This is a genomic window from Aeromonas sp. ZOR0002 (assembly GCF_963866995.1).
Classification (GTDB): Bacteria; Pseudomonadota; Gammaproteobacteria; order Enterobacterales; family Aeromonadaceae; genus Aeromonas; species Aeromonas caviae.
Genome location: NZ_CAWMFQ010000095.1, coordinates 1 through 14,461, shown reverse-complemented (window position 1 = coordinate 14,461; position 14,461 = coordinate 1). Strand labels below are relative to the sequence as shown.

Below are 14,461 nucleotides of genomic sequence, written 5' to 3'. Positions count from 1 at the left end.
CAACGGCTGCTTCGGCGATGCGCTGGCGAGCCGCTACCGGGAAGAGATGCTGGCCGGCGAGCTGCAATACTGGGACGAGGCCTACTTTGCCGGCGAGGCGCGGGACTCCCTGGCCAAGCAGCGGGAGCGGGAACGCAGTGACAGTCTGTCGTTCGACGACTTCCTGGCTGACTATTTCGGTACCCGCCAGACCACGGTCTGAGGATGCCGCCAGGATGACGAAAGCCGCTCCCGGGAGCGGCTTTTTCATGGGCGCCCGGCGGTGGCAGGGCATAAAAAAACGGCCCGTTCGGGCCGTTTTGCATGGGGTGGTTCACCGGTCAGAGGATGAGACCACCGAAGAAGAAGCCGAGCGCCACAGCCATGGCGATGGTGGCCACACCCGGGATGAAGAAGGGGTGGTTGAACACGGCCTTGCCGATGCGGGTGGATCCGGTGTCGTCCATCTCGACCGCGGCCAGCAGGGTCGGGTAGGTCGGCAGCACGAACAGGGCGCTCACGGCGGCGAAGGAGGCGATGGCCGCCAGCGGGCTGACACCCAGTGCCAGGGCGGCAGGCATCAGGGCCTTGGTGGTGGCACCTTGCGAGTAGAGCAGCATGGAGGAGAAGAACAGCACCACGGCCAGCAGCCAGCTGTATTGGCTCAGCAGATCGCCGGCGAACGCCTGGATCTCCACCATGTTGCCCTTCACGAAGACGTTGCCCAGCCAGGCTACGCCCAGCACGCAGATACAGGCGGACATACCGGACTTGAAGGTCGGCATGTTGGTGATCTGGGCCGCGTCCAGTTTGCAGAACAGTACCATCAGGGTGGCGGCGGAGAGCATGATGCCCATGATGGCGCCATCGCGGGGGATCGGCGGATTGCTGATGAGGCCGACATTGCCGGAGATGGCGGTGGCATAGGCCATCACGGCCACGATGGAGGCGACGAAGATGCCGACGGAGAGCTTGGCATAAGGCTTGATCTCAACCTGGCTGGTACCGCGCAGCTTGATGAGTCCCTTGGCTTTGCGCTCCAGATAGACTTCGTCCTGATCCAGCGGCTTGCCCAGCAGGTTGGCGATGAAGGCCCCCAGCAGACAGGCGATGAAGCTGGACGGGATGCAGATGGCCAGCAGGGTCAAGTAGTCGACGCCAAGCGGCTCCAGCATGCCGGAGAAGGCGACCACGGCCGCCGAGATGGGGGAGGCGGTGATGGCAATCTGGGAGGCAACGACCGCGATGGAGAGCGGACGGGAGGGGCGAATGCCCTGCTCCTTGGCCACTTCGGCGATCACCGGCAGGGTGGAGAAGGCGGTGTGACCGGTACCGGCCAGCATGGTCATCAGGTAGGTGACGACCGGCGCGGCGAAGGTGATGTGCTTGGGATTCTTGCGCAGGGCTTTTTCGGCCAGGTGCACCAGATAATCCATCCCGCCAGCCAGCTGCATACAGGCAATGGCGCAGATGACGGACGCGATGATCATGATCACGTCCCACGGGAGATAGGTCACCAGCTGATCACTCGGGATGGGCATGCCCAGCCCCCAGGTCAGTACCAGTACCCCAAGACCACCGGCAAAGCCGATACCGATGCTGCCTATCCGGGCCCCCAGATAGATAGCGGCGAGCACGACAAGTAACTCGATTCCAATCATAGCGAACACTCCATTTTCCAGTTTTTTTAGGTTTTATTAGGCTGAAAAGCCAATTCCCGATGGGGCTGTGGAGAGACCGCTCGGGAATTGACTTTAAATGGGCCGGGATAACCCCGGCCCATCTGCTCGCTTATACGGTGGCTTCGCGGGTGTAACGCTTGGCTTTGTATTGCGGGTTCATCAGGTTCTCGATGGAGAGGATCTCGTCCAGCTGTTCGGCGGTCAGCAGGCCGCGTTCCAGCACGACTTCGCGGACGTTCTTGCCGGTCTGGGCACAGATCTTGCCGACGATGTCGCCTTCATGGTGACCGATGAAGGGGTTCAGGTAGGTCACGATGCCGATGGAGTTCAGCACGTGGTTCATGCAGATGTCCGGGTTGGCGGTGATGCCTTCCACGCACTTCTCGCGCAGGGAGATGCAGGCTTTTTCCATCAGGCTCAGGGATTCGAACATGGCCTGACCGATCACCGGCTCCATGACGTTCAGCTGCAGCTGACCGGCCTCGGCGGCGAAGGTGATGGTGACGTCGTTGCCGAATACCTTGAAGCAGGACTGGTTGACCACTTCCGGAATGACCGGGTTGACCTTGGCCGGCATGATGGAGGAGCCAGCCTGCATTTCCGGCAGGTTGATCTCTTTGAGCGCGGTGCGCGGGCCGGAGGAGAGCAGACGCAAGTCATTACAGATCTTGGAGAGCTTCATGGCCAGACGCTTGACCGCACCGTGCAGCATCACATAGGCGCCGCAGTCGGAGGTCGCTTCGATGAGGTCCTCTGCCGGCACGTAGGCACGACCGGTGATCTCGGCCAGACGCTTGATGGCAAGACCGGAGTACTCGGGCGGAGTGTTCAGACCGGTACCGATGGCGGTGGCGCCCAGGTTCACTTCCAGCAGCAGCTCCTGGCAACGCTTGATGGATTTGATCTCTTCACGCAGGGTGACGGCGAAGGCGTGGAACTCCTGACCCAGAGTCATGGGCACGGCGTCCTGCAACTGGGTACGGCCCATTTTCAGGATATGTTTGAATTCCTTGGCCTTGACATCGAAGGCGGCGATGAGGGCTTCCAGAGCGTGCAGGGTGGTGTCGGTGCTGTTGACCACGGCCACGCGGAAACCGGTGGGGTAGGCATCGTTGGTGGACTGGCACTTGTTGACGTGATCGTTGGGGTTGATGACGTCGTAGCGACCCTTTTCAAGTCCCATCAGCTCGAGGGCGATGTTGGCCAGCACTTCGTTGGTGTTCATGTTGACGGAGGTACCGGCGCCGCCCTGATAGACATCGACCGGGAACTGATCGAAGCACTTGCCGGTGTTCAGCATCAGGTCGCAGGCTTCGACAATCTTGTCTGCGATCTCGGGACGGATGGTGCCCAGTTCACCGTTGGCCAGTGCAGCCGCCTTCTTGGTCAGGACCATGCCACGAACAAACTCGGGAACGTCAGAAATCTTCTGAGTGCTGATCTTGAAGTTTTCAACAGCGCGCAGGGTATGCACGCCGTAGTAGAGGTCGTTGGAAACTTCTTTGGTGCCCAGCAGGTCTTCTTCAATGCGGACGTTCTTGATGTCGCTCATTGTTATGCCTCAGAAATCAAATAAATGGAAACGATCCTCACCGAGTGGTCGCGATTTCCCTACGCACATTTCATCCTGAAGCACCACACATCGGGTGGGGCAGTTGGGAGCCAGTTGCTCCCTGTGCAATGACTGGTGTTGATGTTACCCCAATTGAGGTATCCGGTATTAGACCTGGATCACTAAATTTGAGGCAACCTCAAATTTCTTGTGGTCATTAAACAGATATTGCAATCGGGCGATTAACTTTGACAGAACAACCACCTCAATCCCAGTTGGGCGGACAAATATTTATCCGTATTCCGGGGCCTGCGGCAGGAGAGGCTTGAAAAATGATCAACCAGCCCCATGTTAATGTCAGAAGACCTGAACCCGGCGCGCCAGCATCAGCGATGTGCGGCTGCCGACCGGACACCCCGGGTCCATTCATTCATCGCTCCGAGGTTGCTATGGGCAAGTTGTTACTGTTGTTGGTCGGGCTGGTATTGCTGGAGCTCACCGTCATGATCAAGGTGGGCTCCGTGATCGGGGCCTTGCCGACCGTTGGCTTGCTGGTGCTGACTGCCGTGCTGGGATCGTCGCTGGTGCGCAGCGAGGGGATCAAGACCCTGCTCACTGCCCAGCAGAAGATGCAGCTGGGGGAGATGCCCGGCCGCGAGGTGATGGGGGGCATGATGCTGGCGCTGGCGGGCTTGCTGCTGATTATCCCGGGATTTGTGAGCGATATTGTCGGCATCCTGCTGCTGCAGCCCTGGCTGCGCAACATGCTGGCCGACAAGCTGATTGGCAGCAATCAGTTCAGGATGCAGATGGGGGGCTTCCAGGCTCGCCAGCAGCCGTTCGAGCCGGGCCCGGGCGATGACAGGCCCGGACAATCCCCGCGAGGCGGTGGCAACACCATCGAAGGGGAGTTCGAACGCAAAGAGTAATCGCGAGCCTCGGGCTGTGCCGTCAGGATCTCCCCTGATGGCACAGCCGCTCGAATCTGTGGCGGGCATACCCCCATGCCAGCAATCCGGCGGCCAGGTTCGCCAGCAGCATCCCCAGATAGATCCCCTGTTCTCCCCCCAGTTTTGCCCCCAGCCAGGCCCCCGGCAGCAAGAAGACAAACAGTCTGATGCCGTTTATCAGCAGTGACACCGCCGATGCCCTGACGCCGTTGAGGGCCGATGCCAGCAGCATCACCATGCCCTGAAAGCCGTAGCCAATGGGGACCAGATGCAGATAGAGCACGATGAGTCGCACCACTTGCGGATGATCGCTGAACAGATCGGCGATGAAGGGGGCGAGAAGCCAGATCAGCGCGTAGACCCCAAGCTGGAATATCAGGGCAAAGCGCATGCAGAGCAGCAGGGCGGCCTTGGCTCGGGCCGGATTCCCGGCGCCGCAGTTCTGCGAGATGAAGGGGGCCAGCACGGAGGAGAGCGCCATCATCACGATGAGCAGCAAGGCCTCGACCCGGGATGCCGCGCCGTAGGCGGCGACCACCTCGGTTCCCAGCCCGGCGAAAATGATCATCAACACGGCGTTGGCCAGTGGGTTGAGCATGTTGGTAAACGATGCGGGCACCGCCACATGGAGCAGGGCGCGCCAGTGGGCCAGCAACTGCGGGCGCGGGGAGAGGCGCCAGCGCAGCAGGCCCTCGCGGTGGCGCAATATATAGAGGCTGACCAGCATGGCCATCAGCCAGGAGAGGGAAGTGGCGATGGCGGCTCCCCGAATGCCCCACTCGGGGAAGGGGCCCGGCCCGAAGATGAGCAGAGGATCCAGCACGCCGTTGACCAGACCGGCGACCCCCATCACCAGACTGGGGGTCTTGGTATCCCCCGTCGTCCGGATAGCCGCATTGCCGACCATGGGCACGACCAGCATGGGGACGGTCAGATACCAGATGAGCATGTAGTCGTGGATGAGGGAGATGAGCTCGGGGCTGGCCCCCAGCAGGGTGAACAGAGGGGTAATGGTCAATGCCCCCAGCCCGGCGAGCAGACTCACCACGATGACGGCAAGGAACAGGCAGTCTGTGGTGATGCGGGCTGCCTCGTCATGGCGACCCTGCCCCAGGGCATGACCGAGCAGGGCGCACAGGCCCGCTCCCAGCCCCATGGTCAGGGAGGTGACGACAAAGGTGACCGGGAAGGTAAAACTGATGGCGGCCAGCGCCTGGGTACCCAGCATGCCGATGAAGAAGGTATCGACCAGGTTGAAGGCCAGGATGGCGATGATGCCCAGGATCATGGGGCCTGTCATGCGCAGCAGCATGGGCGTCATGGGAGCGGTCAGCATGGGATTGGGTCGGCTCAAGGCAGAGTCTCTAGGTGCTTTGGGCCTGAATGCTGGCCGTCTCCATCCGCCTTCCTGATTGGGGATGGGTGATCCATCGAAGGTGTTCATAGTACGTGAAAATATTTTTTTTGTATTTGCCCTTGAAGGGCTAGCCCTGTTGCCCCAGATCAGGGGCATGACAAATTTGGCCGATTGCGGCCATTCCTCAAGCAACACAGAGACTCATTTTGGGAGAGTTATCGATGAAAATTCGTCCACTGCACGACCGCGTCATCATCAAGCGCATCGAAGCTGAAGCCAAATCCGCTGGCGGCATCGTCTTGACTGGCACTGCGGCCCAGAAGTCCACCCGTGGTGAAGTTCTTGCCGTGGGGACTGGTCGAATTCTGGACAATGGGGATGTCAAAGCACTGGCCGTCAAGGTGGGTGACAAGGTGATCTTCAACGAAGGCTACGGCGTGAAGACCGAAAAGCTGGATGGCCAGGACGTACTGATCCTGTCCGAGACCGACATCCTGGCGATTGTCGAAGAGTAATCACCCTCCCTCTTTTCCCGAATTGATTTAAGGATTGAAGAACATGGCAGCTAAAGAAGTTAAGTTTGGCAACGAAGCTCGCATCAAAATGCTGGAAGGTGTCAACATCCTGGCCGATGCCGTCAAGGTGACCCTGGGCCCGAAAGGCCGCAACGTGGTGCTGGACAAGTCCTTCGGCGCCCCGACCATCACCAAGGATGGCGTCTCCGTTGCCCGTGAAATCGAACTGGAAGACAAGTTCCAGAATATGGGTGCCCAGATGGTCAAGGAAGTCGCTTCCAAGGCCAATGACGCCGCCGGTGACGGTACCACCACTGCCACCGTGCTGGCTCAAGCCATCGTCAACGAAGGCCTGAAGGCCGTTGCCGCCGGCATGAATCCCATGGATCTGAAGCGTGGTATCGACAAGGCCGTTGTGGCTGCCGTTGCCGAGCTGCAAGCACTGTCCACTCCCTGTGCCGACAACAATGCCATCGCCCAGGTAGGCACCATCTCCGCCAACTCCGACGAGAAGGTCGGCAAGCTGATTGCCGAAGCCATGGACAAGGTCGGCCGTGACGGCGTCATCACCGTGGAAGACGGTCAGGGCTTGGAAGACGAGCTGGCGGTGGTAGAAGGTATGCAGTTCGACCGCGGCTACCTCTCCCCTTACTTCGTGAACAAGCCGGAAACCGGCTCCGTCGAACTGGATGACCCCTTCATCCTGCTGGTGGACAAGAAAGTCTCCAACATCCGCGAAATGCTGCCGGTGCTGGAAGGTGTGGCCAAGGCGGGCAAACCGCTGATCATCGTGGCCGAAGACGTGGAAGGCGAAGCACTGGCGACCCTGGTGGTCAACACCATGCGTGGCATCGTGAAAGTGGCCGCCGTCAAGGCGCCGGGCTTCGGTGATCGCCGCAAGGCCATGCTGCAGGATATCGCCATTCTGACCGGTGGTACCGTGATCTCCGAAGAAGTGGGCATGGAGCTGGAAAAAGCGACCCTGGAAGATCTGGGCCGTGCCAAGCGCATCGTCATCACCAAAGAGAACACCACCATCATCGATGGCGTGGGTGATGCTGCCCTGATCGAAAGCCGCGTGGCCCAGATCCGTCAGCAGATCGAAGAGACCTCTTCCGATTACGACCGTGAGAAGCTGCAAGAGCGCGTGGCCAAGCTGGCCGGCGGTGTTGCCGTGATCAAGGTGGGTGCTGCCACTGAAGTTGAAATGAAAGAGAAGAAAGCCCGTGTTGACGATGCCCTGCACGCCACTCGCGCAGCCGTGGAAGAAGGCGTGGTTGCCGGTGGTGGTGTAGCGCTGGTGCGCGTTGCTGCCAAGCTGGCCTCCCTGCGTGGTGACAACGAAGACCAGAACGTCGGTATCAAGGTTGCCCTGCGCGCCATGGAAGCCCCGCTGCGTCAAATCGTCATCAACGCCGGCGAAGAAGCCTCCGTCATCGCCAATGCCGTGAAGAACGGTGAAGGCAACTACGGTTACAACGCCTACACCGAACAGTACGGCGACATGCTGGCCATGGGTATCCTGGATCCGACCAAGGTAACTCGTTCTGCCCTGCAGTTCGCCTCGTCCGTCGCCGGCCTGATGATCACCACAGAGTGCATGATCTCCGAGCTGCCGAAGAAAGATGCACCTGCCATGCCTGATATGGGTGGCATGGGCGGTATGGGTATGATGTAATCCCGTCAAGTCATCAAACGGCTCGCTTTTGCGGGCCGTTTTTTTTAGTGCTACTAAGCTGAAGTTGTTGATAGTGAAATGATCTGAGGTGAACATGCGATACTTAGGGCTTCTCCCGTTACTCCTTTCCCTGGCCTTGCCGGGCATGGCGCAGGCGACACCACAGGGGCCGGTCATTCTCAAGGTGACGGGGAATCTGGACCCTGCCGATCCGGCAGATGGAGAGGTGCTGTTCGATATGGCCATGATCCAGGCGCTGCCGCAGCATGAGGTGGTGACGAGCAATCCCTGGGTGGATAAACCGCACAAATACGTGGGGCCGAAACTGGCGGACGTGCTGACTGAGGTGAAGGCTAACGGCAAGAGCATCACGCTCACCGCCCTGAACAGTTTCCAGATCCGGATCAACTGGGATAAGGTCAAGCAATACGATCCTATCCTGGCCTGGCAGGATGACGGGATGACCATGCGGGTACGTGACAAGGGGCCGCTCTGGTTTATCCTGCCACTGGATCAGCATCCCGAACTCAGGCGTTCCGAGTTCACCGACATGATGATCTGGCAACTGAGTGCGATCGACATTCAGCAGTAAAAACGGTGGTTTACGGGAGTACTGGGTGAAAGCGAAGACCAGGGCATGGCCCTTACTCGGCGTTCTTTATCTATCCATTCTGTTGTTCACGGGTAGCACCCTCTATTGCCTGGTGCAGATACAAAATGCGACCCGGGTGATGGAGAAGTACACCTATGACGTCTCCTGGGCATTGATGCAGTTGCAGCTCGAGCTGGGCCGCTTTCTCAATGCCGTCGAGATTTACCACTATGGCGGCATAGACCAGGAAGCCCTGCTGCTCCGCTATGACATTCTCTGGAGTCGTACCCCCATCCTCCTGAGCGGCCAATTGAGAAAAAGCCTCGCGGACAATCCAAAGACGCTGCGGCTGGTGAAACTGACCGAAAGCAGTATCCGCAAGCTGGAGCCTGATTTGGTCAGGCTCAAACCGGGGACGCCGGATTACCAGCAAGTCATGATGACACTGGCGCCCTTGCAGGAACCCCTCTCTTACTCTCTTGCTTCCGTCATGCAGAACAACATCAACGTCTATACGGGCAACGACGCGCGTTTTGGCCAGTTGCGCAATGCCCTGCTGTTCATGGTGTCGGGGCTGGTGGTGTCCGTCATTCTGCTCAGCGGCCTGCTGGTGCGAGAAGCCAGGCGCCATTTCAGGACCGCTAGGATCGATCCTCTCACCGGGCTCGCCAACCGGCTGGCGCTGCTGGAAAAGATGGATGCCTATGTCACCCGTGACACCTCCTTCGGACTGGTGCTGGTCGACATCAACGACTTTCGCGATATCAACAGCAAGTTTGGCTACAACACAGGGGACCTTCTGCTGCAAGAGGTGGCAAAGCGGCTGCGCGCCCTGTGCGAAAACGGGGAGTGGGTGGCGCGTTTGGGGGGAGATCAGCTTGCGATGCTGCAACGGGAGGGGAGCGATCTTCGCCAGGTCAGGGAGCTCGTGGCCAGAGTACTCCACTCCATCAAGCAAGACATCATCATCGACAACTACCCTTTCCGGCTTGAGGTCGGTATCGGTATCGCCTTCTTCCCGACCGACAGCAACCAGACCCAGGAGTTACTCAGCCGGGCGGAGCAGGCCCTCTCTCACAGCCGCAAGACCCATGTTCCCTATGTCATCTATGACAGTTCCCTGCTCAACGAGACGGCCAGGCGCAAGCATCTCGCGTCCGACATGGTGATGGCGCTGGAGCACAATGCGCTCGAGCTCTATTACCAGCCCATCGTCAATCTTGAGAGCGGACGCTGTGAAGCCGTGGAGGCACTGCTGCGCTGGCGCCATCCCGAGCTTGGCTTTATTCCCCCCAACGAGGTGATCCAGGTGGCGGAAGAGTTTCAGCTGGCTGAGAAACTGGGTGGCTGGGTATTGAATACCGCATGTGAGCAACTTCATCAGTGGCAGCACCTGGGTTTGGTGGACTTGCAGATGTGCGTGAACATCTCCCCGGGCATGTACCAGCGCAACCTGTTGAAGTTGGTGGCCAGAGCGCTGATGGAGCACCATATTCCCGCGTCCAGCCTGGTGCTGGAGGTGACGGAAGACACCACCATGCGCGAGGTCAAGAACTCGCTGCAGTTGATGCAGGATCTCAGCCAGCAGGGTGTGCATCTGGCCCTTGACGACTTCGGCACCGGCTACTCCTCCCTCAGCTATCTGCAGAAGCTGCCGGTGAGCAAGGTGAAGATAGACAGGTCCTTCATTCAGGGTATCGACACCTCCATCGAGGCGGCCGAACTGGTCGCCAACATCTGCCGTATGGGCTCCATGCTTGGCAAGAAACTGGTATGTGAAGGGATCGAGACCCAGGGGCAGCTCGATGTGCTGCGTTCATTGACCGACATACATCTGTATGGGCAGGGATATCTGTTCAGTCGCCCGGAGCATGCCGAAAAGGCCTATCAGACATTGCTGGAGATGGAAGAGCGCTGGTTGGCCCGGCGCTCGCCGGACAAGGCATATCTGCGTTGAACGATATGGCTCATGTCTCACCGGGCCCGGCCGATAGTCTCTTGGCAGGAGGTACACAATGGATATTTCTAGTTCTGCAAATGCGTCGTTCGGTTCTGCACTGATGGTGGCCAGCCTGGCCAAAAAGCAGCAGACCCAGGAAGGCGAATCCGCACTGAAACTGCTGGAAACAGCAGCGCAATCCGCTCCGGCTGCGCCGACATCGGCCAGCGCTTCCCTCGGAAGCAAGATCGATATCCGCGTCTGAGCGATAAAAAAGCCCCCATCTCTCGATGGGGGCTTTCTTTTTATTGGGCTGTTACCTGTCAGGCTCAGACCGGGAAAGGGGCCGGTGCCTCGAAGGTCATCCGCTCGCCGCTGCGGGGGTGGCTGATGGTCAGGCTGGCCGCATGAAGATAAAGGTGCGGTGCAGCCGTCAGCGCATCCGGGTTGGCGTAGAGGTTGTCGCCGAGGATGGGGTGACCCAGCTCCAGCATGTGTACCCGCAACTGATGGGAGCGACCGGTAATCGGGGTCAGCTTGATCAGGCTGTTGCCGTTCTCCACCTTCAGCTTCTGCCACAGGGTCAGGGCATGACGCCCCTCCTCAAAATCCACCTTCTGCTTCGGCCGGTTGGGCCAGTCGACGCAGAGCGGCAGATCCACTTCACCCGCATCCAGCACCGGTTCACCCCACACCCAGGCGAGGTAGTGCTTCTCGGTCTCACGCTCTCGGAATTGCCGGCTCAGCTCCCGGTGGGAGTTGGGGGTGAGCGGGATCACCAGCACGCCGGTGGTCGCCATGTCGAGGCGATGGGCAGCCGCCGCTTTGGGGTGCTGCTGCTTGACCCGATGGAGCACGCTGTCTTCATTCTCGGGGCCGCGTCCGGGGACGCTCAGCAGGCCAGTGGGCTTGTTGACCACCATGATGTCCTTGTCCTTGAACAGGATATCGAGCCAGGGTTCCAGGGGCGGTGAGTATACAAACATAGCGTCTCGCATCTTTGGTCAAAGCGGGGGCAAGCCCCCATTAGTTATGGATTACCACGATAAAAGTGCATGGCAGCCAACTCGCGTTGGGTTTGGCCATTTCACCGTTTTATCAGTTATGGGTAACCACAATAAAGCGGATGGCATCCAGCTTGAGCTGGGTCTGGTCGATCAGGTGGTGCAATTCTGCCTGCAGATTGCGCAGATATTCCAGCTCGCTGTCGCGCACATTCGGGTTGACCGCCTTGAGCGCTTCCAGCCTGTCCAGATCCTGCTGCAGGGTCTGCGCCATCTGGGCGCGGGCTTTGTCGACAATCCCGGCTTTCAGTTCGTTGGCAATGACCTCGCCCTTGCCAATCAGGCCGTGGATCACCGGCTGGGATGCGGTGACCAGCTTGCTGCCAAGGTGGCGGTTGACCGGTGTCAGCTGGCGGTTGAAGGCATCGAATGCCACCTTCTCTCCCAGATTCTGGCCGTTCTTGTCCATCAGCAGACGGATCGGCGTCGGCGGCATGAAGCGGTAGAGCTGGGGATGAGCCGCGGACTCGGCAACGAAGATCAGCTCAAGCAGGATGGAGCCGACCGGCAGCGCCTTGTTCTTGAGCAGAGCGACCGAGGTGGCACCGATCTCGGAACCCAGGATCAGGTCGATACCGCCGCGCATCATGGGGTGATCCCAGGAGAGCAGCGCCATGTCATCCCGCGACAGAGCGGTGTTGCGATCGAAGGTGATGGTCATGCCGTCTTGCGGCAGGCCCGGGAAGCTCGGCACCAGCATGTGATCCCCGGGAGTCAGCACCAGCGCATTTTCACCACGATCATCCTGGTTGACGCCGATCTCGTCGAACATCTTGAGGGCGAAGGAGATCATGCCGGTGTCGTCATCTTCGGCGGCGAGCTTCTCGACCAGCTGCTGGGCGGTGGTGCCACCGCTGGAGTGGATTTCCAGCAGGCGATCGCGACCCTGTTCCAGCCGGGCCTTGAGCGGCTCGTGCAGTTCGCGGGTCTTGACCAGCAGGGCGTCGAGGGGGCCCTGCTCGCCGGTGTTGGCAGCCAGCAGCTCGAACAGCTCGTCACGTACCGCTTCGAACACTGGCCGGGCGGTCGGGCAGGTCTGCTCGAATGCATCCAGACCATCGTGATACCAGAGCTGTAGGGCGCGCTGGGCAGTCCCTTCCAGATAGGGGACGTGGATCTCGACGGTATTCTGCTGACCGATACGGTCCAGTCGGCCGATACGCTGTTCCAGCAGATCCGGGTTGAGTGGCAGATCGAACAGCACCAGATGGCTGGCAAACTGGAAGTTGCGACCTTCTGAGCCGATCTCGGAGCAGAGCAGCACCTGGGCGCCCCCCTCAGCTTGAGCGAAATAGGCGGAGGCCTTGTCCCGCTCGAGGATCGACATCCCTTCGTGGAATACGGCGCCACGGATCCCTTCACGGGTGCGCAGCGCCTCCTCCAGCGCGATGGCGGTGGCTGCTTCGGAGCAGATCACCAGCACCTTCTGCTGACGGGCTGAGAGCAGCAGTTCCAGCAACCATTCGACGCGCGGGTCGAACTGGGTCCAGGTAGCGTTGTCGCCTTCGAACTGCTGGAAGATCTTCTCGGGATAGAGGTAGCGCAGGGCACGGGTCTGCAGATCGCCGCCATTGCCACCCATCATGCCCATCACCTTGATGGCGGTCTTGTACTGCTCCGGCAGCGGCATGGGGTAGACGTTGAGGTGGCGCTCCGGGAAGCCCTGAATATTGGCGCGGCTGTTACGGAACAGCACCCGGCCGGTGCCATGCTGATCCAGCAGCTTGGCAACTGCCTGCTGACGGGCGGCCGCATCAGTGAGATCCAGCCCATCCAGCTGGCTGGCGAGGATCTGCCTGGCTTCATCGCTCAGGGTCTTGCCATCCAGCAGTTCCTGGGCTGCGCTCGCGACCTGACCATAGGCCTGCTCCTCGGCGAGGAAGGCCTCGTAGTCGTAGAAACGCTCCGGGTCGAGCAGGCGTAGACGGGCGAAGTGGCTCTGGTGGCCCAGCTGATCCGGGGTCGCGGTCAGCAGCAGTACACCCGGTACTTGTTCGGCCAGCGCTTCCACCATTTCGTAGGCGCGGCTCGGTGCCTCCTCACTCCATTCCAGATGGTGCGCTTCGTCGACAACCAGCAGATCCCACTCGGCTTCCAGCACTTGTTCGAAGCGACGACGCTTCTTGCGCAGGAAGTCGAGGCTGCAGATCGCCAGCTGTTCGGTCTCGAAAGGGTTCTCCGCATCGGCGAACGCCTCGATGCAGCGCTCCTCGTCAAACAGGGAGAAGTGCAGGTTGAAACGGCGCAGCATCTCGACCAGCCACTGGTGCTGGAGCGTTTCGGGCAGCAGGATCAGCACCCGATGGGCGCGGCCGGAGAGCAACTGCTGGTGAATGATCATGCCTGCTTCGATGGTCTTGCCCAGACCCACCTCGTCTGCCAGCAATACGCGCGGGGCGTAGCGGTGACCCACTTCATGGGCGATGTAGAGCTGGTGCGGGATCAGACTGACTTTCCCGCCAGCCAGGCCGCGAGTCGGGTTGCGGCGACGCTGGTGCTGGTTGACCAGCGCTTCGTAGCGCAGGGTAAAGCGGGACATCCGGTCAATCTGGCCGGCGAACAGGCGATCCTGCGGCTTGTTGAACTTGATGAAGTTGTTGAGAAACACTTCCTTGAGGGCAACCGGCTCACCATTGTCGGTGCGGACACCTACATATATAAGCAGGCCATCTTTCTCCTGCACTTCGTCGACCGTCATGGTCCAGTCTTCGTGGCTGGCTATCTGATCGCCCACATTGAAGCTGACCCGGGTGACCGGTGCCTCTTCTTTGGCATACATGCGGTTTTCACCGGTAGCCGGAAACAACAGGGTAACCATGCGTCCTTCAACAGCAACGACAGTCCCCAAACCCAGATCCGTCTCTGTATCACTAATCCAACGCTGGCCAAGTGCAAAAGGCATTAAACTCTCCAAAGCCCAAGAGTGTGAGAATCGCAAAGGGGCGCTATGTTACCCGAAGGCGGAAAGCCGATCATCATGGTTGTGCAGCAGGGGAAAGCCAAATCGATACAAGCTTGATCTGCCAACCTGCCAGCCTCAATACAGCATCCGGAATACCAATCTGCAGATCCTTTTCGTGCATTAATTCATCACTGCGGTCGCTTTGTAATCGGTTGAACGATGAAAGCCATCTTTTTGCAATTATCTGCTTG

The 14,461-nt window shown here is 59.6% G+C and carries 11 protein-coding genes and 1 pseudogene; 7 read left to right on the top strand and 5 right to left on the bottom strand.

From position 1 onward, the window contains the following. Positions 1-202, top strand: a pseudogene (locus AACR77_RS05455) (glutamate--cysteine ligase); the annotation flags it as partial. 118 nt (positions 203-320) lie between these two features. Here AACR77_RS05455 and AACR77_RS05450 read toward each other — a convergent pair. Both AACR77_RS05450 and aspA read right to left on the bottom strand, forming a co-directional pair. Next, positions 321-1,640, bottom strand: coding sequence for an anaerobic C4-dicarboxylate transporter (locus tag AACR77_RS05450; RefSeq protein ID WP_010673132.1), 1,320 nt, complete (start codon positions 1,638-1,640; stop codon positions 321-323). A gap of 130 nt (positions 1,641-1,770) precedes the next feature. After that, positions 1,771-3,213, bottom strand: coding sequence for an aspartate ammonia-lyase (gene aspA, locus AACR77_RS05445; protein WP_010673133.1), 1,443 nt, complete (start codon positions 3,211-3,213; stop codon positions 1,771-1,773). A 449-nt stretch (positions 3,214-3,662) separates the two neighbouring features. On the opposite strand from aspA, the gene AACR77_RS05440 reads away from it, so the two are divergent. Beyond that, positions 3,663-4,142, top strand: coding sequence for an FxsA family protein (locus tag AACR77_RS05440; protein ID WP_039040009.1), 480 nt, complete (start codon positions 3,663-3,665; stop codon positions 4,140-4,142). Between the two features lie 22 nt (positions 4,143-4,164). On the opposite strand, the gene AACR77_RS05435 is transcribed toward AACR77_RS05440, so the two are convergent. Continuing rightward, positions 4,165-5,499 (bottom strand): MATE family efflux transporter, encoded by a 1,335-nt coding sequence (locus AACR77_RS05435; protein WP_231563152.1) that lies wholly within the window; start codon positions 5,497-5,499, stop codon positions 4,165-4,167. A gap of 242 nt (positions 5,500-5,741) precedes the next feature. Here AACR77_RS05435 and AACR77_RS05430 point away from each other — a divergent pair, with 242 nt between their 5' ends. From AACR77_RS05430 to AACR77_RS05410, 5 genes are all read left to right on the top strand, one after another. Next, positions 5,742-6,035 carry a co-chaperone GroES gene (locus tag AACR77_RS05430; protein ID WP_005309514.1) on the top strand — a complete coding sequence of 98 codons (294 nt, stop codon included), beginning with the start codon at positions 5,742-5,744 and terminating at the stop codon, positions 6,033-6,035. A 43-nt stretch (positions 6,036-6,078) separates the two neighbouring features. After that, positions 6,079-7,713, top strand: coding sequence for a chaperonin GroEL (gene groL, locus AACR77_RS05425; protein WP_042864436.1), 1,635 nt, complete (start codon positions 6,079-6,081; stop codon positions 7,711-7,713). 94 nt (positions 7,714-7,807) lie between these two features. After that, positions 7,808-8,305, top strand: a complete 498-nt coding sequence (locus AACR77_RS05420) for a molybdopterin-binding oxidoreductase (RefSeq protein WP_029313815.1) — start codon at positions 7,808-7,810, stop codon at positions 8,303-8,305. Between the two features lie 25 nt (positions 8,306-8,330). Next, positions 8,331-10,262, top strand: a complete 1,932-nt coding sequence (locus AACR77_RS05415; RefSeq protein ID WP_029313817.1) for a putative bifunctional diguanylate cyclase/phosphodiesterase — start codon at positions 8,331-8,333, stop codon at positions 10,260-10,262. Positions 10,263-10,320: 58 nt separating this feature from the next. After that, entirely contained in the window at positions 10,321-10,509 is a 189-nt protein-coding gene (locus tag AACR77_RS05410; RefSeq protein ID WP_010673139.1) for a hypothetical protein, read from the top strand. 64 nt (positions 10,510-10,573) lie between these two features. Here AACR77_RS05410 and rluA read toward each other — a convergent pair whose 3' ends face one another. Further along, complete coding sequence (gene rluA / locus AACR77_RS05405; RefSeq protein WP_042014863.1) at positions 10,574-11,230, bottom strand: bifunctional tRNA pseudouridine(32) synthase/23S rRNA pseudouridine(746) synthase RluA; 657 nt, start codon at positions 11,228-11,230, stop codon at positions 10,574-10,576. 112 nt (positions 11,231-11,342) lie between these two features. After that, a complete protein-coding gene (gene rapA, locus AACR77_RS05400) occupies positions 11,343-14,210 on the bottom strand; it encodes an RNA polymerase-associated protein RapA (protein WP_042880231.1) in 2,868 nt (955 codons plus the stop codon). Positions 14,211-14,461 lie beyond the last annotated feature (251 nt).